At 61.8% G+C, this 24,178-nt stretch carries 28 protein-coding genes; 15 read left to right on the top strand and 13 right to left on the bottom strand.

Going from position 1 to position 24,178, the window contains the following annotated elements; translation table 11 throughout:
* The first annotated feature begins 42 nt into the window (after positions 1-42).
* On the top strand, positions 43-561 hold the full coding sequence (locus K7431_RS24410) for a DUF1003 domain-containing protein (RefSeq protein ID WP_015885498.1): 519 nt from the start codon (positions 43-45) through the stop codon (positions 559-561).
* Here K7431_RS24410 and K7431_RS24405 read toward each other — a convergent pair.
* On the bottom strand, positions 558-1,436 hold the full coding sequence (locus tag K7431_RS24405) for a LysR family transcriptional regulator (RefSeq protein ID WP_015885499.1): 879 nt from the start codon (positions 1,434-1,436) through the stop codon (positions 558-560). The two genes, K7431_RS24410 and K7431_RS24405, sit on opposite strands and share 4 nt — an antisense overlap.
* An 80-nt stretch (positions 1,437-1,516) precedes the next feature.
* On the opposite strand from K7431_RS24405, the gene K7431_RS24400 reads away from it, so the two are divergent.
* Together K7431_RS24400 and K7431_RS24395 are read left to right on the top strand one after the other, a co-directional pair.
* Complete coding sequence (locus tag K7431_RS24400; RefSeq protein WP_173390388.1) at positions 1,517-2,218, top strand: CTP synthase C-terminal region-related (seleno)protein; 702 nt, start codon at positions 1,517-1,519, stop codon at positions 2,216-2,218.
* A complete protein-coding gene (locus tag K7431_RS24395; protein ID WP_015885501.1) occupies positions 2,215-2,535 on the top strand; it encodes an antibiotic biosynthesis monooxygenase family protein in 321 nt (106 codons plus the stop codon). Before K7431_RS24400 ends, K7431_RS24395 begins: the two co-directional genes overlap by 4 nt.
* Positions 2,536-2,555: 20 nt before the next feature.
* Here the strand turns inward: K7431_RS24395 and K7431_RS24390 are convergent, their stop codons facing one another.
* Positions 2,556-2,879, bottom strand: coding sequence for a DUF2025 family protein (locus K7431_RS24390; RefSeq protein ID WP_015885502.1), 324 nt, complete (start codon positions 2,877-2,879; stop codon positions 2,556-2,558).
* A 232-nt stretch (positions 2,880-3,111) separates the two neighbouring features.
* On the opposite strand from K7431_RS24390, the gene K7431_RS24385 reads away from it, so the two are divergent.
* The 3 genes from K7431_RS24385 (at position 3,112) to K7431_RS24375 (ending at position 6,110) form a co-directional block, all read left to right on the top strand.
* Positions 3,112-4,239 (top strand): glycerophosphodiester phosphodiesterase family protein, encoded by a 1,128-nt coding sequence (locus K7431_RS24385; protein ID WP_015885503.1) that lies wholly within the window; start codon positions 3,112-3,114, stop codon positions 4,237-4,239.
* A 213-nt stretch (positions 4,240-4,452) separates the two neighbouring features.
* A complete protein-coding gene (locus tag K7431_RS24380; protein ID WP_015885504.1) occupies positions 4,453-4,761 on the top strand; it encodes a PepSY domain-containing protein in 309 nt (102 codons plus the stop codon).
* A gap of 176 nt (positions 4,762-4,937) precedes the next feature.
* On the top strand, positions 4,938-6,110 hold the full coding sequence (locus K7431_RS24375; protein ID WP_015885505.1) for a GAF domain-containing sensor histidine kinase: 1,173 nt from the start codon (positions 4,938-4,940) through the stop codon (positions 6,108-6,110).
* On the opposite strand, the gene K7431_RS24370 is transcribed toward K7431_RS24375, so the two are convergent.
* Positions 6,111-7,739 carry a methyl-accepting chemotaxis protein gene (locus tag K7431_RS24370; RefSeq protein ID WP_015885506.1) on the bottom strand — a complete coding sequence of 543 codons (1,629 nt, stop codon included), beginning with the start codon at positions 7,737-7,739 and terminating at the stop codon, positions 6,111-6,113.
* A gap of 262 nt (positions 7,740-8,001) precedes the next feature.
* On the opposite strand from K7431_RS24370, the gene K7431_RS24365 reads away from it, so the two are divergent.
* Both K7431_RS24365 and K7431_RS24360 read left to right on the top strand, forming a co-directional pair.
* Positions 8,002-9,024, top strand: coding sequence for a transporter (locus tag K7431_RS24365; protein WP_015885507.1), 1,023 nt, complete (start codon positions 8,002-8,004; stop codon positions 9,022-9,024).
* A 233-nt stretch (positions 9,025-9,257) separates the two neighbouring features.
* The gene (locus K7431_RS24360; RefSeq protein WP_015885508.1) at positions 9,258-10,874 is read left to right on the top strand and encodes an inorganic phosphate transporter; all 1,617 of its coding nucleotides are present in this window, start codon (positions 9,258-9,260) and stop codon (positions 10,872-10,874) included.
* Positions 10,875-10,940: 66 nt separating this feature from the next.
* On the opposite strand, the gene K7431_RS24355 is transcribed toward K7431_RS24360, so the two are convergent.
* The 3 genes from K7431_RS24355 to K7431_RS24345 form a co-directional block, all read right to left on the bottom strand.
* A complete protein-coding gene (locus K7431_RS24355) occupies positions 10,941-11,915 on the bottom strand; it encodes a biotin-dependent carboxyltransferase family protein (protein ID WP_015885509.1) in 975 nt (324 codons plus the stop codon).
* Positions 11,912-12,790: a 5-oxoprolinase subunit B family protein gene (locus K7431_RS24350; protein ID WP_043205785.1), complete on the bottom strand. Its 879-nt coding sequence runs from the start codon at positions 12,788-12,790 to the stop codon at positions 11,912-11,914. Before K7431_RS24350 ends, K7431_RS24355 begins: the two co-directional genes overlap by 4 nt.
* Before the next feature lie 266 nt (positions 12,791-13,056).
* Positions 13,057-13,818, bottom strand: coding sequence for a 5-oxoprolinase subunit PxpA (locus K7431_RS24345; protein WP_015885511.1), 762 nt, complete (start codon positions 13,816-13,818; stop codon positions 13,057-13,059).
* Positions 13,819-13,938: 120 nt separating this feature from the next.
* On the opposite strand from K7431_RS24345, the gene K7431_RS24340 reads away from it, so the two are divergent.
* Positions 13,939-14,856: a LysR family transcriptional regulator gene (locus K7431_RS24340; RefSeq protein WP_015885512.1), complete on the top strand. Its 918-nt coding sequence runs from the start codon at positions 13,939-13,941 to the stop codon at positions 14,854-14,856.
* Here K7431_RS24340 and K7431_RS24335 read toward each other — a convergent pair.
* Positions 14,853-15,749 (bottom strand): LysR family transcriptional regulator, encoded by an 897-nt coding sequence (locus tag K7431_RS24335; RefSeq protein ID WP_015885513.1) that lies wholly within the window; start codon positions 15,747-15,749, stop codon positions 14,853-14,855. The two genes, K7431_RS24340 and K7431_RS24335, sit on opposite strands and share 4 nt — an antisense overlap.
* Positions 15,750-15,855: 106 nt before the next feature.
* Between K7431_RS24335 and K7431_RS24330 the strand changes: the two genes are divergently transcribed.
* Positions 15,856-16,614, top strand: coding sequence for an SDR family NAD(P)-dependent oxidoreductase (locus tag K7431_RS24330; protein WP_015885514.1), 759 nt, complete (start codon positions 15,856-15,858; stop codon positions 16,612-16,614).
* Here the strand turns inward: K7431_RS24330 and K7431_RS24325 are convergent.
* On the bottom strand, positions 16,513-17,025 hold the full coding sequence (locus tag K7431_RS24325; RefSeq protein ID WP_043205787.1) for a multidrug/biocide efflux PACE transporter: 513 nt from the start codon (positions 17,023-17,025) through the stop codon (positions 16,513-16,515). The genes K7431_RS24330 and K7431_RS24325 overlap by 102 nt on opposite strands.
* 89 nt (positions 17,026-17,114) lie before the next feature.
* Between K7431_RS24325 and K7431_RS24320 the strand changes: the two genes are divergently transcribed.
* A complete protein-coding gene (locus K7431_RS24320) occupies positions 17,115-17,969 on the top strand; it encodes a LysR family transcriptional regulator (RefSeq protein ID WP_015885515.1) in 855 nt (284 codons plus the stop codon).
* 36 nt (positions 17,970-18,005) lie between these two features.
* Here the strand turns inward: K7431_RS24320 and K7431_RS24315 are convergent, their stop codons facing one another.
* The 4 genes from K7431_RS24315 to K7431_RS24300 are packed head-to-tail and all read right to left on the bottom strand — an operon-like array spanning position 18,006 to position 20,544.
* Positions 18,006-19,229, bottom strand: coding sequence for an RNA polymerase sigma factor (locus K7431_RS24315; protein WP_015885516.1), 1,224 nt, complete (start codon positions 19,227-19,229; stop codon positions 18,006-18,008).
* On the bottom strand, positions 19,226-19,705 hold the full coding sequence (locus K7431_RS24310; protein WP_015885517.1) for an SRPBCC family protein: 480 nt from the start codon (positions 19,703-19,705) through the stop codon (positions 19,226-19,228). Before K7431_RS24310 ends, K7431_RS24315 begins: the two co-directional genes overlap by 4 nt.
* A gap of 32 nt (positions 19,706-19,737) precedes the next feature.
* Positions 19,738-20,082 carry a YciI family protein gene (locus K7431_RS24305; RefSeq protein ID WP_015885518.1) on the bottom strand — a complete coding sequence of 115 codons (345 nt, stop codon included), beginning with the start codon at positions 20,080-20,082 and terminating at the stop codon, positions 19,738-19,740.
* Between the two features lie 42 nt (positions 20,083-20,124).
* Complete coding sequence (locus K7431_RS24300; RefSeq protein WP_015885519.1) at positions 20,125-20,544, bottom strand: YybH family protein; 420 nt, start codon at positions 20,542-20,544, stop codon at positions 20,125-20,127.
* Between the two features lie 147 nt (positions 20,545-20,691).
* On the opposite strand from K7431_RS24300, the gene K7431_RS24295 reads away from it, so the two are divergent.
* From K7431_RS24295 to K7431_RS24285, 3 genes are all read left to right on the top strand, one after another.
* Complete coding sequence (locus K7431_RS24295) at positions 20,692-21,186, top strand: GNAT family N-acetyltransferase (protein WP_015885520.1); 495 nt, start codon at positions 20,692-20,694, stop codon at positions 21,184-21,186.
* A gap of 65 nt (positions 21,187-21,251) precedes the next feature.
* Positions 21,252-21,506, top strand: coding sequence for a helix-turn-helix domain-containing protein (locus K7431_RS24290; RefSeq protein WP_043205788.1), 255 nt, complete (start codon positions 21,252-21,254; stop codon positions 21,504-21,506).
* Between the two features lie 29 nt (positions 21,507-21,535).
* Entirely contained in the window at positions 21,536-22,141 is a 606-nt protein-coding gene (locus tag K7431_RS24285; protein WP_043205789.1) for a pyridoxamine 5'-phosphate oxidase family protein, read from the top strand.
* Between the two features lie 43 nt (positions 22,142-22,184).
* On the opposite strand, the gene K7431_RS24280 is transcribed toward K7431_RS24285, so the two are convergent.
* The gene (locus K7431_RS24280; protein ID WP_043205791.1) at positions 22,185-22,667 is read right to left on the bottom strand and encodes a GyrI-like domain-containing protein; all 483 of its coding nucleotides are present in this window, start codon (positions 22,665-22,667) and stop codon (positions 22,185-22,187) included.
* Positions 22,668-22,863: 196 nt separating this feature from the next.
* Here K7431_RS24280 and alaC point away from each other — a divergent pair, with 196 nt between their 5' ends.
* Positions 22,864-24,075 carry an alanine transaminase gene (gene alaC / locus K7431_RS24275; protein WP_015885523.1) on the top strand — a complete coding sequence of 404 codons (1,212 nt, stop codon included), beginning with the start codon at positions 22,864-22,866 and terminating at the stop codon, positions 24,073-24,075.
* The last annotated feature ends 103 nt before the right edge of the window (positions 24,076-24,178 follow it).

Here is a 24,178-nt window from a genome sequence, read left to right as displayed (position 1 = left end):
TATAGTGCACAACTGTCTATTTGTTGAGCACCCGAGCCCGCCATGACCTCAGAAAAGCCCGAAGCCGCCCCCGTCGACCACCTGCGCTTCCACCGCCGCCACGCCCATTTGGCGCCGACCTTCGGTAACGACACCTTTGCCCTCAAGGCCGAAGCCTTCGCACGCTTCTTCGGTACGCCCACGTTCCTCGGTGCGCAAACCGCCATTGTGGTGCTGTGGGTGGTACTGAACATCACCGGCATCACGCATTTCGACGTGTACCCGTTCATCCTGCTCAACCTGGCCTTCAGCCTGCAATCGGCCTATGCCGCGCCCTTGATCCTGCTGGCCCAGACGCGCCAGGCCGCTCGCGACAAAGCCCAGTCCGACGCCGACGCGCAGCACCGCGAAGCGCTGGCCGTTGCCAACACCGAACGCCAGGCCCAGGCCGCGCAGACCACCAAACAGTTGCTGGAACTGCTGGAACAGAACACCCGGCTCACGGAAATGACCAAACAGCTGACAGAACATATCGAAAGCCTGACGTGCGAAATGCATGAGCACTTTGTGCGAAAAACCTAAGGCAAGCGCACATGCCCACTCAGCTCATCAAACAGTGTCACCACCGAGCGCAACGCCCGGCAGTCAGGGCGCGTAAGCAACCACAGCGCCGTATCGTGCCCCGCCAACGCGGGGCCCAGCGGTTGCAGGCCGTCGTCGACTAGAAAGTCGGGCAACGCCGCCACGCCCAACCCCGCCCGTACCAACTCGGTGACCGACTGCATACTGTTGCAGCGATAACTCAAGCGCACGCCGGGCAGGTGCTCGCGGCGCCAGGCCACTGTGGGATGATCGGGCAGGAAATCATCCGGGGCGATCCAAGGCAGGTCCGCCCACTCCCGGCCCGCGTATTGGCTTGCCAACCCTGGGCTGGCGCACACCCGATAGGCCACGCCGCCCAAACGGCGGCCAACCAGATGCTCCGGCGGCGCGCGGGTGAGGCGCAAGGCAATATCCGCATCGCGGCGGCTGAGGTTGGCGAAATCATTCGACGTGCTCAGCTCCAAGGTCAGCGCCGGGTACTGCGGCATGAACTGCGCCAGGGCCGGCAACAGCAAACCTTGCAGCACCGAGTCGGTACAGGTCAGGCGCACCGTGCCGCTGATCACCTCACCGCCCTGTTCCACACCGATGCGCGCCGCTTGCAGCGCTTGTTCGGCACATTCCGCCTGCTGCGCCAGGTGGCTCGCCAGGCTCGTGGGCAGGTAACCGGCGCGGCTTTTTTCAAACAGCGTCTGGCCCAACGCCGCCTCCAGGCGCCGCACTGCACGGAACACCGTAGACACATCCACGCGCAATAACGTCGCCGCCCGCGCCAGGGTACCGCCGCGCACCAGGGCGAGGATCAGCGACAGGTCAGGGTAGTCAATGGAATAGTGCGTGGCTGCATTGAGCATGTGGGCAAACGCCAATTTTTATTGCGTGAACGCCAATCTATAGTGCGTCCCAGGACACCACAAGCCACGGGATGTACACCATGAACGCCACGCCCTTGCACCTCGCCCTGATCGGCGATTACAACCCTGATGTTATCGCTCACCAGGCGATTCCCCTGGCGCTGCAACAGGCGGCCGACACGCTGGGCCTGACCCTCCATACCCAATGGCTCGACACGGAGGCGATGCCAGAAACCCTCCACTACTTCGACGGTTTCTGGTGCGTCCCCGGCAGCCCCTACCGCGACACCGATGGCGCACTGCGGGCGATCCGTTTTGCCCGCGAACAGCGGCGACCGTTCCTCGGCACCTGCGGCGGTTTTCAACATGCCGTACTGGAATACGCGCGCAATGTGCTCGGTTGGAAGGACGCCGAGCACGGCGAACTCGCCCCACAGGCCAAGCGCGCGGTGATCGCGCCGTTGAGCTGTACCCTGGTGGAAGCCACCGACAACGTGCGTCTGGTGCCCTACACTCACATCGCCGACGCCTACGGCACCCTTGATCTGCTGGAAGGTTATCGCTGCCGCTACGGCGTGAACCCTGAGTTCGTTGATGCCCTGCTCGAAGGCGACCTGATCCCCAGTGGTCATGATTCGGCTGGCGACCTGCGCGCAGTGGAACTGCTCGATCATCCGTTCTTCGTGGCCACGTTGTTCCAGCCCGAACGCAGCGCGCTGAAAGGCGTCACCCCGCCCTTGGCGATTGCCCTGCTCAACGCCTGCCAGGCGGTGTCGGCATGATCGCCCGTACGCCCAACCCGCCCTATTACGCGGTGATTTTCAGCTCACTGCGCACCGAGGGCGACCAAGGTTACGGCCAGGCGGCCGGCCGCATGCTCGAACTGGCGCGCGAACAACCGGGGTTTCTCGGCGTGGAATCGGCGCGGGAAGACGGCCTGGGGATCACCGTATCGTACTGGGAGAGTGAGGCGGCGATCCTGGCCTGGAAGCAGCAGGCCGAGCACCAGGCGGTGCGCGAACAGGGGCGCGCCACGTGGTATTCGGCCTTTCAGACCCGGGTATGCAAAGTCGAGCGGGCCTACGCCTTCCAGAATTGAAAGACAGGCCCCTCCTGCGCCTAACTGACCAGGCTGCGCAACGCAGTGATCTGCGGGATTTCCACCCGACGCATATACACCCGCAGTGGCTCGGTGATGTTGATGCGGTCGTCGATGTTCTGGTCCAGCAGCAACTGGATGCGTTCGCGGGACAGGGTCATAGTCTGCTCCGGGGCCGGCAGCCAGACGAATTCGGCGGTGGGGATGATGCCGTCATCGGCCACGTCCATGCCGAAGGCGTCTTCGCTGAAACGTACGATGTACTGGCCCGTCTTGCGGTTGAGGCCAACAAACCCGTGGAGTTGGTCGGCGGCCTGGCAGATAAGCTCGGAGGTGATGCGCATGGTAAACCTCACTGAAAAGTCCCACAGGGACTGGAAAGATGGTTTACACGCGTGGCGAAAGTACCGCCCTCTGACGGGGCAGCTTCGCGCAAGAGTACTGCAATGCATCCCCTAAAAACCCGAAAAACTTTGGCCGTGCGCACGTTAATGTCGGTTTGGTGATAGCGCCTTTCGCAATCAATTGTTAAAAAGGAGGCCTTCTCAAAGCTACCTCCACGAAAGGACTTCGCATATGCCTGCCACGTTTACCAAGAGCGCCCTGCTGCTCGCCCTGATGCTCGGCCTCGGCCAGGCACATGCGCAAGACCCGATCAGCCCGGCTGAATTGGCGACTAACGAAGGCATCCCCTACCCTGCCGTGATCGCCCACCGTGGCGCCTCCTATGACGCCCCCGAGTCCACCGCCGCCGCCTACAAGGTCGCCCGCGACCTGGGTGCCGATTACCTGGAAATGGACCTGCAGCGCAGCAAGGACGGCGTGCTGTTCGCCCTGCACGACAACAACCTGCAGCGCACCACCGACGTGGCCACCAAGTTCCCCGACCGCAAGGACGCCCCGGCCAACGAGTTCACGTGGAAAGAACTGCAAACCCTCGACGCCGGCAGCTGGTTCAACGCCGCCTACCCGGACCGTGCACGCCCAGGTTTCGTCGGCCTGAAAATCCAGAGCCTGGACGACATCATCAAGATCGCCGAAGGCAACCCGCAGCACAAACCGGGCCTGTACATCGAGACCAAAGAACCCAAGCAATTCCCAGGCATCGAAGCCGACCTGAAGAACAAGCTGCTGGACAAAGGCTGGCTGAGTTCGGCCGGTTCCAAGCTGGGCAAGAGCAACACCGGCGTCGGCCAGGGCAAGGGCCGCGTGGTGCTGCAAACTTTTGAAGTGGCAAGCCTCAAAGCGCTGCAGAACGAAATGCCCAACACCCCGAAAATCCTGCTGTTGTGGGTGGGTGAAGGCAGCATCGAGCCGAAAAACAAGCAGACCTTCGCGGAGTCCGGCGAAACCACCAAGGCCGCGTATTACGCCAAGCAAGAACCGAAGGATGCTGCCGAGTTCGAAAAATGGGTCGACGAAGCCAAGAGCCTCGGCGCCATAGGCACCGGCCCTTCGGCTGAGCTGACCGCCCATGGCGACCAGAGCTACACCGACTTGGTGAAACCCGAAATGAACAAGCTGACCCACGACAAAGGCCTGCTGGTGCACGTGTACACCGTCGATGAGCCGGTGGACTTCGACAAGGTGATGAAAGCCGGCGTCGACGGCATCTTCACCAACCGCGCCGCCGAACTGCTGAAGTTCTACAAGCGCTGGCCGTCGTCCAGCGTGCAGGATCTGTTGAACGACTATAAGTACTGAGTCAAAGGCCTGATCCTCGGGGCGCTGGGGCGCACAGAGGCCAGTCGCTAACCGTTTCATCCGAGTCTCGCTTTTACAGGAGGCTCAAGCCTGAAAGCCTGCGTGTTAATCGGATTGAACAAACGGCGTAACGGCTTGAACTAATTAAGGATGAATTAAGTTGCACTGGCTAACCTGATCCCACTTAAACAGCTCACCGAAGAAGGACACACCATGAAAACCCTGACTACGTTGTTCGCCGCTACCGCCCTGACCCTGACCGCCGGCCTGGCCCAGGCTGATGTTCGCCCGGACCACATCGAAGGCCTGCTCAAGTCCGGCGCAGTGATGCCTTTCGAGAAACTCAACGCGGCCGCTGTGGCCAAACACGCTGGTGCCACCATCAACGACACCGAGCTGGACCACAACAAAAGCGGCGTACTGGTCTACGAAGTTGACCTGACCGACACCACCGGCAAGAAGTTTGAAGTGAAACTCGACGCCAAGACCGGCGCCGTGCTGGAAGACAAACTCGATACTTGAGTGATCGCCTCACATAAAAACCGCGCTACCTTTGGGTAGCGCGGTTTTTTTATGCCTGCGGGTAGGAAAACCCTCCCTCTAACGAATGAAATAACACCTACAGCGCACAAGGTCGCTAAAATCCCACTCATTGGCCGGGGCATAACGCTCACCACCTTACGGATCGAGAGTGCTGCATGGGGCAAAAAGCCGCCGACATCGCCACCATTGGCAGAATCAGTGCCGTCCCCGCGATGCTCAAAGTCATCAGTGATATGACCGGCCTGCGCTTTGCCGCTGTCGCGCGGGTGACCGACGACACCTGGACCGCCTGCGCCGTGCTCGACCAACTGGACTTCGGCCTTGGGGTGGGCGGTGAGCTGGACCTAGCCACCACGATCTGCCACGAGATTCGCGGCTCCCACGTGTCCGTGGTGATCGACAAAGCCAGCGAAGATCCGGTCTACCACGACCACCACACCCCGCGGCTCTACCAGTTTGAAAGCTATATTTCGGTGCCGGTGTTCCGTACCGACGGCAGATTCTTCGGCACCATCTGCGCCCTGGACCCCAACCCCGCCCATCTGCGCAGCAGCAGTATCCAGAGCACCATGGAGTCGTTCGCCCGGGTGCTGTCCTTGCAAATCGAAGCCGAAGAAGCCGCGCATTACACGCAAACGCAATTGCAGGAAGAACGCAGCACCGCCGAATTGCGCGAGCAATTCATTGCAGTGCTCGGCCACGACCTGCGCAACCCGCTGTTCGCGATCAACTTCGGTGCGGAACGGCTGCTGCGCAAATTCCCCGACCCGGCCACCGACACCCTCGTACGCCATATCCTCACCAGCGGTCGCCGCGCCGCACAGTTGGTCGAAGACCTGCTGGACTTTGCCCGTGGCCGCCTGGGCAGCGGTATCCCGCTGAACATCGGCGATTGCCAGGGTTTGCAGGAGGCATTGCAGCATGTGGTCTCGGAAGTGCAGAGCGTGCACCCGCAACGGGTGATCCAGGCGGATATCGGCGACCTGCAGGGCGTGAGCGGCGACCGTGATCGCCTGGCGCAGTTGCTCTCCAACCTGGTGGCCAATGCCATCCATCATGGTCATCACGATGGACCGGTGGAGGTCACGGCAAAAATCGAACAGGGTCGTTTCAACCTGAGCGTGAAAAACCCCGGACAGATTGACGCCCAAGCCTTGCCCCGGCTGTTCGAGCCCTACTCGCGCCCCGCCAAGGACACCCCCCAGGCCGGTCTGGGACTGGGGTTGTACATCGTCAAGCAGATTGCCGACGCCCATGGCGGTGAATTGAGCGTCTCCACCACCGCTGAGCACGGCACCGTGTTCACGTTCAGCCTGCCAACGGCCTGATCAGGCGCCGAGGCGCGCCGTCACCTCGTTCAACTCGCTCGACAACCCGCGCAGGTTGTGGCTCGCCGCTTCGGTCCGCTTGACGTTGTCGAGGTTGGCCGTCGCCACCGTGGTGATCTGCGTGATATTGCGCGAGATGTCCTCGGCCACCGACGTCTGCTCCTCGGCCGCCGTGGCAATCTGGCGATTCATGTCACGGATGGCCTCGACGGCCTGGGTGATGTGCGCGAGCATGGCGCCGGCCTGGGTGACCTTCTCCACACTGTCATCGCTGCACGACTGACCGCTCACAATCGCTTGGGCCGCATCCACCGCGCCGGTCTGCACCGCCTCGATAATCCCGTTGATCTCGATGATCGACGCCGCCGTGCGTTGCGCCAGGCTGCGCACTTCATCGGCCACCACCGCAAAACCGCGGCCGGCTTCGCCTGCGCGCGCGGCCTCGATGGCGGCGTTCAGTGCCAGCAAATTGGTCTGCTCGGCGATGCCACGAATCACTTCCAGCACCTTGCCGATGCGCACGCTATCGGTTTCCAGACGACGGATGATGGTGCCGGTGTTGAGGATCTCGTTGCGCATCTGACCGATGGTCGCGATGGTGACCTTCATCACTTCGCCGCCTTCACGGGCCGAGTGGTCCGCCTCGTCGGCCGCACGGGAAGCACTGGCGGCGTGGCGCGCGACTTCCTGGGCGGTGGCTGACATTTCGGTCATGGCCGTGGCCACTTGGTCGGTGCGGTTGAATTGATCGCTGGTGCCGGTCGCCATCTGCCCGGCGATGGCATTCAGTTCGCCGCTGGCACCGACCAGGTCGGTGGCGCTGCGCTGCAAGCGGCTGAAGGTTTCGGCGAGGAAGTCGCGCAAGGTATTCGCGGCAGCGGCCAGGTGGCCCAGCTCATCCTGGCGCCGGCTGGCCACGCGCTCAGCGAAGCGACCGTGGCTCAGTTGCGTCACATAGTCGATCAGGCTACGGATCGGCAGGATCAAATTGCGGTTGATCAGCCACAGGCTGAACAGGCCGATTAACACACCGGACAGCAACATGATCGCCAGGCCCACCAGCACGGTGCGCTCGGCGTAGGCACTGATGGCCTTGGATTGCTGGCTGCCTTGTTCGCGCAGGTCACTGACCAGCGCGCTCATCTGCTCACTCGCGGCGCGATCCACACCCTTGACTGCGGTGTCGCCGACGGTTGCATCGCCACCCGCCGCCACGTAGGCATCGCGGCCCTTCTGGTAGGCCACACCCAGTTGCTGGTGTGCCTGGCGCAGGGTTTCGATGCGCTGGTTCAGGGCCGGGTCGCGGGTGGTCTGGGTGACCAGACGCGCGAGGATGCCTTGCACATCGCGTTGGCGGTCCTGGAACTGACCCCAGTATTTCTCCATGTCCTGCGGCTGCTTGCCGCGCAGCAACACGTTTTTCCATTCCTGCACCTGCACCTTGAATTGCAGGTTGGCCTCGTCGATCAATTGTGAGGTCAGCAATGGCCCATCGATCAAACTGCGGTAACTCTGCACCCCGTTGGACAGGAAATTGAAACACGCCAGGGCGATCAATAGCATCGCCAACAGGCTGCCACCGAGCAGCGAAAGGATTTGTGCTCTCAAGGAGGTTCGCAAAACATTCATCGGGGAAAAGCCTCGATACAAGGAAGTGGTGCATGCACGCCGTTAACTTCCCTGTCATCAAAAGCACCGCCGGTCCACAGCGGTTGCTAATGCTTTGGATCCGCCGTGCTAGAGGCTTCTTGAACGGTTCCTGACAAGAGGTCAAATAAATGTCACCGCAACGAAATAAATCGCAAGCCGTCACAAAACTGTCAAATTCCCTTGCAATGATTCGCTACGCGCCCTGTGAAACGTCCTACAGGCCTTTTCTCTGCGAGCCCTCATGAACCACAGCATCGACCACAGCCACCAGGACTCCGACCTGTTTGGCTTGCTTTACGGTTTCCGTTTCCGCCCCGGTGAAAAGGGTGAGCAAATCGATTCGGCCACGGCGCTCCAGGCGCTGCAACAACCGGCCGACCCGGATGAGTTTTTGTGGCTGCACCTGAACCTCGCCCACGCGGCGTGCGAGCGTTGGATGCAGGCACACCTGGATTTGCCGGAAGAATTTTTCGAAGCCTTGCATGAAGGTTCACGCTCCACGCGTATCGAACACGTCGACTCGGCCTTGTTGGCGGTGGTCAACGACGTGGTGTTCAATTTCAGCAGCATGGTGTCGTCGGATATTTCTACGCTGTGGGTTTGCGCCCGCAGCCGCCTGCTGATCAGCGCGCGCCTGCAACCGCTGCATTCGGTGGACAAGTTGCGCTCGTCGGTGAAAGCCGGTGAAAGCTTTCGCTCGCCGCTGGCGTTGCTGGTGCACCTGCTGCGCGACCAGGGTGAAGTGCTGACGCAGATCGTGCGCAAGACCAGCATCAGCGTCGACCATATCGAAGACCAGTTGCTGTCTTCGCGCCTGTCCACCAACCGCGCGGAGCTTGGTGCCGCGCGCCGGGTGCTGGTGCGCCTGCAACGCCTGCTGGCGCTGGAACCGGGCTCGCTGCTGCGCCTGCTCAACCGGCCGCCGCAGTGGCTGCAGAAGGAAGACGTGAAGGAATTGCGTAAATCCACCGAGGAGTTTGCGCTGATCATCAACGACCTGATGGCCTTGGGTGAGCGGATCAAGCTGTTGCAGGAAGAGATCGCCGCCAACCTCAACGAGCAAAGCAACCGCACGCTGTTCACCCTCACCGTGGTGACGGTGTTGGCATTGCCGATCAATATAATCGCCGGTTTTTTCGGCATGAACGTGGGCGGTGTGCCACTTTCGCAGGACCCTGAAGGCTTTTGGATATTGGTGGCGTTGGTGGCGACCTTTACCTTGATTGCCGGGCGATGGGCCTTCAGGAAGCGCAAAGACTACTGAACTGGAACGCAGTTGACATGTGAGAGGGGGCTTGCCCCCGATAGCGGTGGATCAGGCAGTTTGTCTTTAGCTGACCTACTGCAATCGGGGGCAAGCCCCCTCCCACATAGGTTCTGCGGCGTATACAGGATCAGCGGCTATCCCAATTCCATCAAACACTGACCTATGGCAGCATCTCTGTAACATTCTGCAATGACTATGAACGACATCCTCACAACACTGGATGCTCCGGCATGGCCACCCCTTCCCTGACTGCCTCCACCCACACCTCAGTTGCAGACCCCAAACCCAGGCTGGACAAGAAACCCAGCCTGGTGACGGTGATCATCTTCTTCGCCGTGCTCGCCATGGGGCTGTTGTTCACCGCCTACAGCCTGATGCATGACATGCATGAAATGGGCGCCCAACTCACCACGTGGACGCCGTTTTTGCTGCTCGGCGTGGCGCTGTTGATCGCCTTGGGTTTCGAGTTCGTCAACGGCTTCCACGACACCGCCAACGCCGTGGCGACGGTGATCTACACCAACTCGCTGCCGCCGCATTTCGCGGTGGTGTGGTCGGGCTTTTTCAACTTCCTCGGCGTGCTGCTGTCGAGCGGCGCGGTGGCGTTCGGGATCATTGCGCTGCTGCCGGTCGAGCTGATTTTGCAGGTGGGTTCATCGGCCGGTTTCGCGATGATCTTCGCCCTGTTGATCGCCGCGATCCTGTGGAACCTCGGCACCTGGTGGCTGGGTTTGCCGGCGTCGTCGTCCCACACCCTGATCGGCTCGATCATCGGCGTGGGCGTGGCGAATGCCTTGATGCACGGGCGTGACGGCACCAGCGGCGTGGACTGGAGCCAGGCGATCAAAATCGGTTACGCCTTGCTGCTGTCGCCGCTGATCGGCTTCGCGTTTGCGGCCATGCTGTTACTGGCCCTGCGCGCCTTCGTCAAAAACCGTGCGCTGTACAAGGCGCCGAAAGGCGACACCCCGCCGCCATGGTGGATCCGCGGCATGCTGATCGCCACCTGCACCGGCGTGTCCTTCGCCCACGGTTCCAACGATGGGCAAAAAGGCATGGGCCTGATCATGCTGATCCTGGTCGGCACCCTGCCGATGGCCTACGCGCTGAACCGCACCATGCCGGCCGAGCAGTCGTTGCAGTTCGCGGCCGTGGCCGAAGTCACCCAGGTTGCCCTGGTGAAAAGCGCACCGCAACCGCTGAGCGGCGATCCGCGCCCGATTCTCTCGACCTACGTACGCACCAAGGAAGCCACTGCAGAACTGGTGCCGGCCCTCGCGGCCCTGGCCGGGCAGATCGGTGAGGAGGTCAAAGGCTACGGCTCCCTGGCCAAAGTGCCTGCCGAAGCCGTCGGCAACGTGCGTAACGACATGTACCTGAGCAGCGAAACCATTCGCCTGATGGACAAGGGCAAGGTCGGCAATTTCGACGCCGATACCCAAGGCAAGCTGCAACTGTTCAAGCAACAAATCGACAATTCCACGCGCTTCATTCCGCTGTGGGTCAAGATCGCCGTGGCAATCGCCCTGGGCCTCGGCACCATGGTGGGCTGGAAGCGCATCGTGGTGACCGTGGGTGAAAAGATCGGCAAGACCCACCTGACTTACGCCCAAGGCGCCTCGGCTGAAATGGTGGCAATGCTGACCATCGGCGCGGCGGATATGTATGGGTTGCCGGTGTCGACGACGCATGTGTTGTCGTCGGGCGTCGCGGGGACGATGGTGGCTAATGGCGGTGGGTTGCAGATGCGTACGATCCGTAACCTGGCGATGGCGTGGGTACTCACGTTGCCGGCGGCGATCCTGCTTTCCGGCAGCCTTTACTGGCTGTTCACCCAACTCTTCTGACACAAAACCAAAGCAAAAGTGAACAGAGAACCAAATGTGGGAGGGGGCAAGCCCCCTCCCACAGTTTTATCCAGCGAACAGTCCAGCCATCATCTTCAGGCGCTTTTTGTAGATCCGCCGCGCTTCCAACGCCTCCTCCAGTGTCACCGCCACAAACCCCGCCCGCTGGTTCGGCTGCATCTGCCCAATCAAGTCCAGGTCGGCGCTGATCACGGTGCCAATCATCGCGTAGCCACCGCCCGACACCGCGTCCCGGTGCAACACAATCGGCTCCAGCCCGGCCGGTACCTGGATCGAGCCGATCGGGTAGCAACTGTCGACGATATTCGACGGATCCGATCCCGCGCCAAACGGCTGCTCCCGTGGCTGGAAGCTCAGCGCACTGCCGCCTTTGAAGCGATAGCCGATGCGGTCAGCTTCGGAACCCACGGTCCAGGGCTCGGCAAAAAAGCTGCTTTTGGCCGCAGCGGTCAGGCGCTCGTAATACAGGCCAGGCACCACACGCAGGGTCACATCGCCACCCACCGACCGGCGCAACGCCATCGGCAGGCTGTTGCCCGCACGGCCCGTGCCGCTGGGTTCGCCGATGGGCAATTCATCGCCTGCCTGCAAGCGTCGCCCGTGAAACCCGCCGAGTGCGCCAAGGGTATAGGTGGAGCGACTGCCGAGCACCAGCGGCACGTCAATGCCACCCGCCACCGCGAGGTAGGTGCGCGCGCCGGCCTTGGGAAACTCAAAGCGCAAGACCTGCCCGGCGCGCACCTGGAATGCAGTGTCCTGATGCACGACTTCACCGTCCAGGCGCGGCGACATTAAGGCGCCGCTGAGTGCCACCAGCGCGTCCTGCTGAAACTCAAGCTCGGGGCCGATCAGCGTGCATTCCAGGCCCGCCGCGCCCACCGGGTTGCCCACCAGGTGGTTGGCCGCACTCAGCGCGTACTGGTCCAGTGCGCCCGACGGCGGGATGCCCAAATGGTAATAACCTTCGCGGCCAAGGTCCTGCACGGAGGTGGCGAGGCCGGGTTTGAGGACCTTAATCATGCCAGCGCCTCCTGCAGGGTTTTCGGATAGCCAATGGGGTCGGCGAGAAAGGCGTCGAGGGAAAATTCCACCGGACGGATGCGCAAGTCGAAGCGTCCTGCGTCCACCTCGGCGACGGCAAGATCGTAGGCGTCGCGGTCCATGGGTTTGAACTGCACGATGTCACCGGGGCGGAAGAACACCATGTGTTCCTTGAGGTACGCCAATTGCTGCGCCGGGTCGTAGATGGGCGCCGGGGTCACGCCGAACATCTGATAACCGCCAGCACCGCGCACCGAGTAGATGCAACCAAAACAGCCGCCATGGCCGAGGGTCAGCTTCGGTGTATCGGTGCGCGGTCGCAGGTACTTGGGCACCTGCAATTGGCGCTCGCGCTCGACCATCTGGAACATGAACGGCAAGCCCGCGACAAACCCGACCATCGACACAAACCACGGCGCGCCGCTGTGGGCGGCGATAAACGCATCGACATCGGCCAGGCCATTGATGCGCGCGGCGTACTCCAGATCGGTGCCGCTGGGGTCCTGATGGCGGTCGCGAAAACGCATGAGCGTTTCATGGGTCCAGGGGTCGTTGTAGAGCACCGGGATTTCGATGATGCGCGTGTGCAAGGTGCGCTCGGCCACGGCCTGCGCTTCGGCGGTCTGCACCGCATCGAGCAACACATGGGGGGCGATGCGGTCGGGGTCGAAGCGAATCTGGAACGACGCATTGGCCAGGCACACATCCAGCACGCCTTCGAGCGCCAGGCGTTCCACGGCGCGTGTCACCGCCATGCCTTTGAAAAAGGCTTCCAGGGACATGCTGTCACTGACCTCGGCAAACAGGTGTTCATCACCGCCGAAGCTGTAGCGGATGGGGGACATTTCAGCCATGTCTGTTCCTCTTGGAATCATTGTAGAAAGGCAGGCGAAAAAAAAATGTTCAGGGCGTTTCTTGTTGTGGTGACTGGGCTTGCTGTGGTGAACACCCTTGTTGTGGTGAGCGGGCTTGTTGTGGTGAACAAGCTTGTTGTGGTGAGCGGGCTTGCCCCGCGCTGGGCTGCGAAGCGGCCCCAATAAGACCACCGCGTAGTGTCAGGCTACACGCGGCGTCGGGTTTAGGGGCGGCTTCGCCACCCAGCGCGGGGCAAGCCCGCTCACTACAGAAACCCATTCGTTACCACGATGCCTGCTTGATCCAGGGCTTCGCGGGTGGCTTCTACCAACTCAAGCGCGCCGGGCGTGTCGCTGTGCAGGCAGATGGAATCGAATTCGATAAACACGTCTTCGCCTTCTACGGTGCGCACCAGACCGGTCTGGCACGCACGCAAGACTCGCGCCGCGACCGTTGCCGGATCCAGCGCCCGGACCTGGCGGGTAAACACGATGGAGCCGCTGAGATCGTACTCACGGTCAGCATAAAACTCGCGCACCACCGGTTGCCCCAGTTCGGTGGCGACCCGCCAGATCACCGAATTGGGCATGCAGTAGAGCAACAGCGTCGGCTCGAGGATTTGCAGGTTCTGCACCAGCAACCGCGCCGCTTCTTCATCGCGGGCGAGGTGCATATACAGCGCGCCATGGGGTTTGATGTGTTGCAGGGTCATGCCCTGGGCCCGTGCGATTTCACGCAGGGCGCCGAGCTGGTAGAGCATGTCGTCGACCAATTCCTGAGGCGGCGCGTTGATGTGGCGACGGCCAAAGCCGACCAGGTCCCGAAAGCCCGGATGCGCGCCGATGGCCACGCCCAATTGCTTGGCCCGCTCAACCGTACGACGCATGGTGCCGGGGTCGCCAGCGTGAAAGCCGGTGGCGATATTGGCCGAGCTGATGTACGCCATCAGCTCCGCATCCACACCGTCGCCGATGGTCCAGGGGCCGAAGCCTTCGCCCATGTCCGAATTGAAATCCACTGCCTGCATCGAGGTCGCTCCGCCTAAGTGATGCTGGAAAAGTAGGCTGCGGCTTGACCCCTTGGGAAGATCTATTATCAGATGGCCCATCTTCTGAAAATCAGATAGCCCTACGTTTTGGAGAGGCCGATGTCCCTGACCCTGCGCCAAGTCCGCTACTTCGTCGCCACCGCCGAAATCGGTCAGATTTCCCAGGCGGCCATCCACCTGAACATCTCCCAGTCGGCGGTGACTACGGCAATCAAGGAACTGGAAGCCATGCTCGGCGTGCAGTTGTTCGTGCGCTCGGCCCAAGGCATGAACCTGACCGACGCCGGGCGGCACTTTCTCAACCGCGCCTATGTGATTCTGCGCAGCGTCGATGACGCGCTGAACAGCCCGCTGCCCGACTACCGCGCCAGCGGCGTGCTGCGCCTGGCCGCCAGTTACACGGTACTCGGCTACTTCCTGCCGCACCACTTGCAGCGCATGGAACACTGGCACCCGGACGTGACCATCGAGGTCTTCGAGCAGGAGCGCCAGGCCATCGAACACGGTTTGCTCGACGGCCAGTTCGACATGGCCGTGGTGCTCACCGCCAACCTCACTCACCCGGATATTATCTCGGAAATCCTGTTCAATTCGGAACGCCGCCTGTGGCTGCCCAGCCATCATCCCTTGTGCGAACGTGGCGCCGTGAGCCTGGCCGATGTGGCCCGCGAACCCTACATCCTGCTCACCGTCGACGAGGCCGAACACAGCGCCATGCGCTACTGGGAACAGGCCGGGCAAACGCCCCAGGTGCGGCTGCGTACCAGCTCGGTGGAGGCGGTGCGCAGCATGGTCGCCAACGGCAGCGGCGTGGCGATCCTGTCGGACCTGGTGCATCGGCCCTGGTCATTGGAAGGCAAGCGCATCGAAACCCTGACGGTCACTGACCCGGTCACGCCGATGAGCGTGGGCCTGGCCTGGCACCGCGAGCGCACATTCACCCCGGCGATGCAGGCGGTACGCGATTACTTCCACGATGCGTTCCTGGCCCCGCAGCAATTATCGGCGCGGCGTTAGAGCTGGGATTGCAACGTTGCCGCCAGCCAATCCATGAACACCCGCACGCGCTGCGGCAGGTGCCGCTGCCCCGCGTAGAGCAGCGATACATCCAGCGCTGGCGCGGGGTAATCCGGCAGCACTGCGACCAGTTCACCGCTGGCCAATAAATCACCGATGCCCAAGGCCGGCACCTGAGTAATCCCGAAGCCCCCCAGGCACGCCGCTTTGTACGCATCGGTGCTGTTGACCGTCACGCGCCCGGCCATGGCAATACGCTGCACCTTGTTGCCCTGCACGTATTCAAACCCCGCCGAACGCGCGCCCAGTGGTCGCACGTAATGCACCAACTGATGCCGCGCCAGGTCGGCCAGGGTCTCGGGCACGCCATGACGTTGCAGGTAGGCCGCGCTCGCGCAGTTGATCATCGGCAGGCTGCACAACCGCCGTGCCACCACCGTCTGGTCCGGCTGTGCGCCGACCCGCAACACGCAATCAAACCCCTCGGCGAGCAGGTCGACCTGGCGGTCGGTGGTGCTGATTTCCAGCTCGATCAACGGGTGCGCATCCATGAATGACGGCAGGCGCGGCAGGATCAATTCCCGCGCCATCACATTGGGCATGTCCACCCGAATACGCCCGCTGAGTTGCGCTTCATCCTGGCGAAACAGCCCCTCCAGCTCCTCCATGTGCGACAGCAAATCCTTGCTGCGCTCATACAGCACACGTCCGTCCTGAGTCGCCTGCACCGTGCGCGTAGTGCGCTGCAACAGGCGCGCGCCGAGCAGTTCCTCCAGCGCCTGCACGTGCTCGGACACGGTTGAACGCGGCAAGCCCAGGCTCTCGCCGGCCTGGGTAAAACTCGACAGTTCGGTGACGCGCACGAAGGTGCGCAGCAGCTCAAGTTTGTTCATGGGATTGTTCGCCTTATCCGGCCAGTGATTCCGGTATAGCGCTGTTTATCACGATATGGCCGGACAAATAAACTGCTCCCAACGCTCAATCACAGAGGACATCACCATGACCCGCAAAATCGCATTGATCACCGGTGCCAGCCGCGGCCTGGGCAAAAACACCGCGTTGCACTTGGCAGCTCAAGGCGTCGATATCATCGGCACTTACCACAGCAAGGCCGATGAAGCGCAGGCGTTGGTCGCCCAGATCGAACAACGGGGCGGCCGCGCGGTGATGCTGAAACTCGACGTGAGCCAAAGCGCGACCTTTGGCGATTTCGTCGGCGAGGTTGCCAGCTCACTCAAGGATGTTTTCGCACAGGATCAGTTCGATTTTCTGATCAACAACGCCGGTATCGGCATTCACGCCAGCTTTGCCGACACCACCGAAGCGCAGTTCGACCAACTGGTAGCGATTCAATTCAAGGGCCCGTTTTTCCTCACCCAGAAGCTGTTGCCACTGATCCGCGACGGCGGCCGCATCCTCAATATCTCCAGCGGCCTGGCGCGTTTCAGCCTGCCCGGCTACGCCGCTTACGCCGCCATGAAAGGCGCCATGGAGGTGCTCACCCGCTACCAGGCCAAGGAACTGGGTGGGCGTGGCATCAGCGTCAACATCCTCGCCCCTGGCGCGATTGAAACCGACTTCGGCGGCGGCGCGGTACGCGATAACGCCAACCTCAACGCAATGGTCGCCAGTAACACTGCACTGGGCCGCGCCGGCTTACCGGACGATATCGGCGGAGCGATTGCCAGCCTGCTGGCCGACGGTAGCCACTGGATCACCGGCCAGCGGATCGAGGCCTCGGGCGGTATGTTTCTGTAGGAGTTTGTCGCGCAGCACGTCATACCCCCAGTGATACACATAGGTGTACGGCAGGAAGAACAGCAGTACACCGATGTCGAGCATAAACGCCTGCATCAGGCTGATATTCAGCCACGCCGCGATCAGCGGCACGGCCACGATAATCAGCCCGCCTTCAAACATCAGCGCATGCAGCACCCGCGTCCAGCCACCTGCGGCGAGTTGCAGGCGCACCTTGAGGCGGTCAAACAGGCTGTTGAACACGATGTTCCAGGTCAATGCCAGCAGGCTCAGCCCCAAGGTCACCGCGCCCATTTCCAGGGCCGGCCTGCCGGTGATCCACACCAGCAGCGGTGTACAAATCAACAACGCCAAGCCTTCAAAGCCCAGGGCTTGGCAAACGCGTTCAGTAATCGACTTGGTAGGGCTCATAACCTGCGCTCCATGAATGACGAGGGTTGCCATGATCACGCCCTGACTCGATACTTCATAACCAATAACCATCGACCAAGGCGATAGACATGGCGTCCAACGAAGTGCTGCAAGCGTTTGTCCAGGCGGCCACCCAAGGGTCGTTTTCCGCCGCGGCGCGCAAGCTGGGCAAGAGCCAGTCCACCGTCAGCGCGGCAGTCGCGAGCTTGGAGATCGACCTGGATGTGGTGCTGTTCGATCGCAGCAGCCGCAAGCCGACGTTGACGCCAGCCGGCCATGTGCTGCTGGAACGGGCCGAGCAGGTGCTGGAAGCCAGCAGCCGCCTGGAACTGGCGGCGAGTCAGTTAGCCCAGGGGTTGGAGCCGAGACTGACGATTGCGATGTCGGACACGTATCAATCGCAGCGTTTTGAAACCGCGATCATTGCGTTCGCCGAGCGTTACCCCGACCTCGAACTGGAATGGCTGATCGCCGAATGCGACGACCTGATCGACCTGGTGCAAAGCGGCCGGGCGCAGATTGCGTTTATCGAACAGCAGGACGTCTACCCGCCTGACCTGACGCGCTCGCCGGTGCAGGAGCGCACCGAGATCGCGTTGTTCGTGTCGCCGCAACACGCCTTGGCCAGCCTCGACAGCGTCGACCACCAGACCTTGAAACACCATCGCGAATTGCGCTTGGCGAGCATCGTCAAACCTTACGACAACCGCGCCGCTGGCCGGGTCTGGTCCGCCGCCAGTTACCTGATGTTGATGGAGATGGCCCAGCTGGGTTTCGGCTGGGCGCCCCTGCCCCGCTGGCTGGTGGAGCGTTTTGGCAACGCCAGCCTGCAGGAACTCAAGGTGCGGGGCTGGCCACGCTCGGTCACGGTGGATGCGTTGTGGTCGCGCCAGCATGCACCGGGGCCGGCAGGGAGTTGGTTGTTGGCCACGATGCTGGAGTGAGCCCTCTGGACAATGAAGGCAGTGTGGGAGCGGGCTTCATTGTCTGGGGGATTGGAGTTCGGCCAGGCGTTGTTCGAGGAAGCGTCTTTCCGGGATTTGCTGGGTCAGTGACAGGGCTTTTTCGTAGGCGGTGCGCGCCGCTTCGACACGCCCCAGTTGCCGACAAAACTCGCCCCGCGCCGAATGCGCCAGGTGGTAATCCTGCAACTCGCCGCGCGCCAGAATCTGCTCTACCTGCTGCAACCCCGCCAGCGGGCCATCGCGCATGGCCACCGCTACGGCGCGGTTCAGTTCGATCACCGGCGACGGCATTATCCTGAGCAGCACATCGTAGAGCCCGACGATTTGCCGCCAGTCCGTCTGGTCTGCACGTGTGGCTTCGGCATGCACCGCCGCGATGGCGGCCTGCAGGCCATACGGGCCAAAGCGCCGGGCGCTCAGCGCCTGTTCCGCCAACGCACAGCCTTCGGCGATCAGGGACGCATCCCACAGCGAGCGGTCCTGTTCATCCAGCAGCACCAATTCGCCACTCGCCGAAGTGCGCGCCGAGCGTCGGGACTCGTGCAACAGCATCAGCGCCAGCAGCCCCATGACTTCCGGCTCGGGCAGCAACGCCATCAACAGACGCCCCAGGCGGATAGCTTCGCGCGTCAACGCTTCACGGGTCAGGTCAGCGCCCATGGAGGCCGAATAGCCCTCGTTGAACACCAGGTAAATCACGCGCAACACGCTGTCGAGACGCTCGGGCAGCTCCGCCAGGGACGGCACCTGATACGGAATTGCGGCCTCGCGGATCTTGCCCTTCGCCCGCACGATACGTTGGGCGATGGTGGCCGGCGTGGCCAGAAACGCCCGGGCGATTTCCTCGGTGGTGAGGTCACAAATCTCGCGCAAGGTCAGCGCCGCCTGAGCGTCGGCCGCCAGCGCCGGATGGCAGCAGGTGAAGATCAGGCGCAGGCGGTCGTCTTCCAAGTCTTCATCACTCCAGTCAGCCGCCTCCAGCGCATTGGCCTGCGCCTGCAGCAACGGGGTAAAACGCGCCTGGCGGCGCAGACGGTCGATGGCCTTGAAGCGCCCGGTCGAGACCAGCCACGCGCGTGGGTTGTCCGGCACACCGTCCAGCGGCCAACGTTGCACCGCGACGAAAAACGCTTCGTGCAGGGCTTCTTCGGCCAGGTCGAAGTCGCCGAGCACGCGAATCAGCGTCGCGAGCACCCGCCTTGATTCGCTGCGGTAGATCGCCTCGACCGAAAAGGTCAATCGCGCATGCCTTGGGTGACCAGGGTTACCAGGCGGTCGAGACTCTGACCCCAGCCATCGTGAAAGCCCATGGTTTCGTGGGCCTGTTTGTCTTCGGCACGCCAATGCATGGCGCGGGCGGTGTAGAGGGTCTTGTTGCCCTCGACCTCCTGCAGGGTCACTTCGGCGGTCATGAACGGCTTGCCCGACGGAATCCAGCCCGGCGTAAAGGCGTCGGTAAACACCAAGCGCCGTGGCGCGACGATCTCCAGGAACACGCCCTGGGTCGGGTACTCCGCACCGTCGGGCGCACGCATCAGGGTGCGAAACAGGCCTCCGACCCACAGGTTCATTTCGCACTCGGGGGTGGTCATGCCGTGGGGGCCCCACCATTGCTGGAGCAAGGTGGGCTCGGTCCAGGCACGGAACACGCGGCTTCGCGGTGCATCGATCACGCGGCTGATGGACAATTCAAACTCGGCAGGTTGCGTAGACATGGGGTAAACCTCTTGAGTCTTATGGTTGTTGTTCAGAGATTCAATTCGCGCACGGGGCGCACTTCCACACTGCCGACCCGGGCGGCCGGAATGCCGCCGGCCACCTGGATCGCTTCGTTCAGGTCCCGCGCCTCGATCAGGTAGAAGCCGGCGAGCTGCTCCTTGGTCTCGGCAAACGGCCCGTCGGTGATCGACACCTTGCCATTGCGCATGCGCACGGTGGTGGCGGTGGTGACCGACTCCAGCGCTTCGGCGGCCAGCATGCGGCCACTGCCGTGAACGGACGCCGCATAAGCATGGCATTCCGGGTCCTTGGGGCTGTCGGGCAGACTGTGCAGCAACGCTTCGTCGCTGTAGACCAGGCACAGGTATTTCATGACGTTCTCCGTTTTCGGACTACTGACTATAGATCGCGATGGTCAAGGTTTCAGGTCGAACAGACCGGTGCCGGTTTCCATGTCGAAAGGCGCAGACCAGTGCTCATGCACCACTTTCCATTGGCCATTAATGCGCTGGTAACCCGCGGTCACGCGCATCCAGCAGGTTTTAAGCACGCCATCCGGCCCGGTGCCACCACAGTGGGCGAGCCAGTGGGCAAAGGCGCTGTCGTCGGCGGCGACGATATGCAGCTCATGAAAGTCAAACACGCCGGGGCCAGGGCAAAACTCCATGCAGGCCTGCCAGTGCGCCTGGTAAGCGGCCTTGCCCTTGAATTGCAGGGCGCTGACGGCGTCGAACGCGACGATATCGTCGGCGTAGAAGCTGACAATTTTCTCGACATCCTTAGCGGTGACGGCGTGTTTCCATTGTTCGATCAGGGTGTTGATGGCGGTGCTCATGGTGATACTCCTTCGGGAGGAAAAGCGCGGAATACACCCTTAATCGAACAAGCCAGCGGCAAATCGACAGCCCACTGAAAAATAATTTCGCCCCCGGCAAACCCGCTAGAATCCACGCCTCTTTGTAGGATTTCGGATGCGCCACTGATGGAAACCCGCCTCGTCCCCTATGAGACGCTGAGCCTTGTGCAGAAACAGCACCTCGACACCCTGCAAGTGCATCCCGAGCAACTGGCGTACTCCGGCGATATCTACTGCGCGCTGAACAGCCTGTTGGTCAACCCCAACCCCAACGCCATCAAAGGCTTCGCCCTGCTCGCCGACGACCTGCCCGTAGCCTTTCTGCTGCTCAAACGCCCACCGTGCCTGCCCCATTGGGCGGATGAGCACAGCGCGACCTTGCATGCGTTGCAGGTGGATCGGCATCAACAAGGGCGCGGGTTCGGTAGGGCCTGCTTGCAGGCGCTGCCGGCGGCGGCATTGCAGGCATGGCCGCAGATCAAGGGCCTGGAGTTGTCGGTGGACGCGGATAATGTGGCGGCGATGGGGTTGTACTTGAGGGCTGGATGGGTGGATAGCGGGGAGGCGTATAAGGGCCGGATTGGGTATGAGCGAAGGTTGAGGTGGGTGGTTGCCAAGTGAATCTTGACGGCAAGCCAATGTAACGCAAACATGACACCTCTCAAGCTATGTAATGGTTACGTGACATGGATGCTTCACTCATCACGCAGAGGCTCGCCAAGCAGATTCGTGCGAAGCGTCTCAGCCAAGGTTTCAAGCAATCAGATCTATCCAAGCTAGCGGGCGTTACTCGCCAGAAACTCATAGAGATCGAGCAAGGCAGTATGTCCGTTTCAATGGGTGCCTATTCACGCGTGATGGCAGCCTTAAGCAGTGAGGTAATACTGGTAGCGGCGCGTTTGCCAATGCTTGAAGAACTCGCCGAAATTTTCAAAGATTAGGCTTTTTGCCTTTTGCAAAGGTGACTCACATGCTGACAACCCTCGAACAACTCGAAACCCTCTACGGCCTCCCCCACGAGCGCGCCGTGCGCAAGGAAATCCCGTTTCTCAACGAGGACTACCAGGCCATGGTGCGGGCTTCGCCGTTGGTGGTGGTGAGTTCGTCCGGGCCGGACGGCATCGACGGTTCGCCACGCGGCGATGTGCCTGGGTTTGTGCGGATTGTGGATGAGCGCACCTTGGCGATTCCGGACCGGCCGGGGAACAATCGCGTGGATACCTTGCGCAACTTGGTGCAGGACCCGCGGATTGCGTTGCTGTTCATCATTCCAGGGGTTGGCGAAACCTTGCGCGTGAACGGCCGGGCGCAGATTTCCATCGAGCCTGAACTGCTGGAGAGTTTTGCGGTGAATGGCAAGCCGGCGCGGTCGGTGATTCTGGTGCAGGTAGAGGCCGCGTATTTCCACTGTTCCAAGGCGTTTGTGCGCTCGGACTGCTGGAACCCGGAGAAACATTTGGACCGCTCGGCGTTGCCGTCAGCGGGGGCGTTTCACAAGCGGCTCAATGATGGGCAGTTTGATGCCGAGGCGTATGACCGGGAGATGCCGGAGCGGGTCAGAATTACGTTGTATTGATGTCCCGTAGGAGCCGGCGTGCCGGCTCCCACAAGGGTCGCGGTCAGCCTCTTTCGCCTACCGGCAACCAGATTTCCACCGTCCCGGTGCCCTTGCGCCCGTCAAAATCGGCACTGTAGCGCTCGAAATCCGCGCCCATCACCTTGTAGCCCGAATGCGGCAGCCATTCGAACATGATGCGCTCGTACGTTTGTTCCAGTGCCTGCACCGGCCCGTAATGCGGGAACACGGCATAGTTGAGCGGCGGAATCTCGATGGACTCGAAGTTGCTCGGTACGTCGCCCTTGGTCGGGACCTCGACACCGGCCATGTAGTCGAATTCGCCATGCTTGGGGTTGTGGCAAACACCATACGTCACACCGCCAACCCGTTTCTTGATGTCCTTGATGCAGGTATCGAACAATTCCCACAGCTTGGGGATATCCCCCACGGTGGCCTTTGAGTAACGCCCTTGCACCCCGGCGATCACCAGGGCTTTACCGGCTTCCATGCGTGGCTCTAACGGTTGTTTTGTCTGCTGATCCATACGAACAGTCTCCTTCTTATGAGGGTACAAACCCGTATCGAGTATAGGGGCATATCCGCGCTGGACTCCATGCAGAAAATTTTCCTACGCATCTGGACAACTGGCCATCATCGACCGTATTGTCTGCCCCGCAGGCCACCGCAGTGGCCGACGTCGCTCGGACGGTTCCGGGCGCTTACGTACTCTCGAGGCAACAATGGCAGACCAAGGTTCGCCGCGCCGCTTTGCGCGCATAGATCGACTCCCTCCTTACGTTTTTAATATCACTGCCGAGCTGAAGATGGCTGCGCGTCGGCGCGGCGAAGACATCATCGACTTGAGCATGGGTAACCCGGACGGCGCCACTCCCCCGCATATCGTGGAGAAAATGGTCACCGTCGCCCAGCGTGAAGACACCCACGGCTACTCCACGTCCAAAGGCATTCCGCGCCTGCGCCGGGCGATTTCGCGCTGGTACAAAGACCGTTATGAAGTGGACATCGACCCCGAAACCGAGGCCATCGTCACCATCGGTTCCAAGGAAGGCCTGGCGCACTTGATGCTGGCCACCCTGGACCAGGGCGACACGGTGTTGGTGCCGAACCCGAGCTACCCGATTCACATCTACGGTGCCGTGATTGCCGGCGCCCAGGTTCGATCGGTGCCGCTGGTGCCCGGCGTGGACTTCTTCGACGAGCTGGAGCGGGCGATTCGCGGCTCGATCCCCAAGCCAAAGATGATGATCCTCGGCTTCCCGTCCAACCCCACCGCGCAGTGCGTGGAACTGGACTTCTTCGAGCGCGTGATTGCGCTGGCCAAGCAGTACGACGTGCTGGTGGTGCATGACCTGGCCTACGCCGACATCGTCTACGACGGCTGGAAAGCCCCGTCGATCATGCAGGTGCCGGGCGCCAAGGACATTGCGGTGGAGTTTTTCACCCTGTCCAAGAGCTACAACATGGCCGGCTGGCGCATCGGCTTCATGGTCGGTAACCCGGAACTGGTCAACGCCCTGGCGCGGATCAAGAGTTACCACGACTACGGCACCTTCACCCCGCTGCAGGTGGCGGCGATTGCGGCGCTGGAAGGCGACCAACAGTGCGTGAAAGACATCGCCGAGCAGTACCGCCAGCGCCGCAATGTGCTGGTCAAGGGCCTGCATGAGCTGGGCTGGATGGTGGAGAATCCGAAGGCGTCGATGTACGTCTGGGCGAAGATTCCCGAGCAGTATGCCGCCATGGGGTCGCTGGAGTTTGCCAAGAAATTGCTGCTGGACGCGAAGGTGTGTGTATCGCCGGGGATTGGCTTTGGCGAGTATGGCGATGACCATGTGCGCTTTGCGCTGATCGAGAACCAGGACCGCATTCGCCAGGCGGTGCGGGGGATCCGGGGGATGTTCAGGGCGGATGGGTTGGCCCAGAAAGCCTGACCCGATCCACCTGAAGAAATATGCTCAAACTGTGGGAGGGGGCTTGCCCCCGATAGCAGAGTGTCAGTCACTGCATCCGGTGACTGAACCACTGCCATCGGGG

Origin of the sequence: Pseudomonas fluorescens group sp. (assembly GCF_020093335.1) — a bacterium.
Lineage (GTDB): Bacteria > Pseudomonadota > Gammaproteobacteria > Pseudomonadales > Pseudomonadaceae > Aquipseudomonas > Aquipseudomonas petroselini.
The sequence above is the reverse complement of the archived record's forward strand: the minus strand, read 5'-3'. Positions and strand labels throughout refer to the sequence as shown.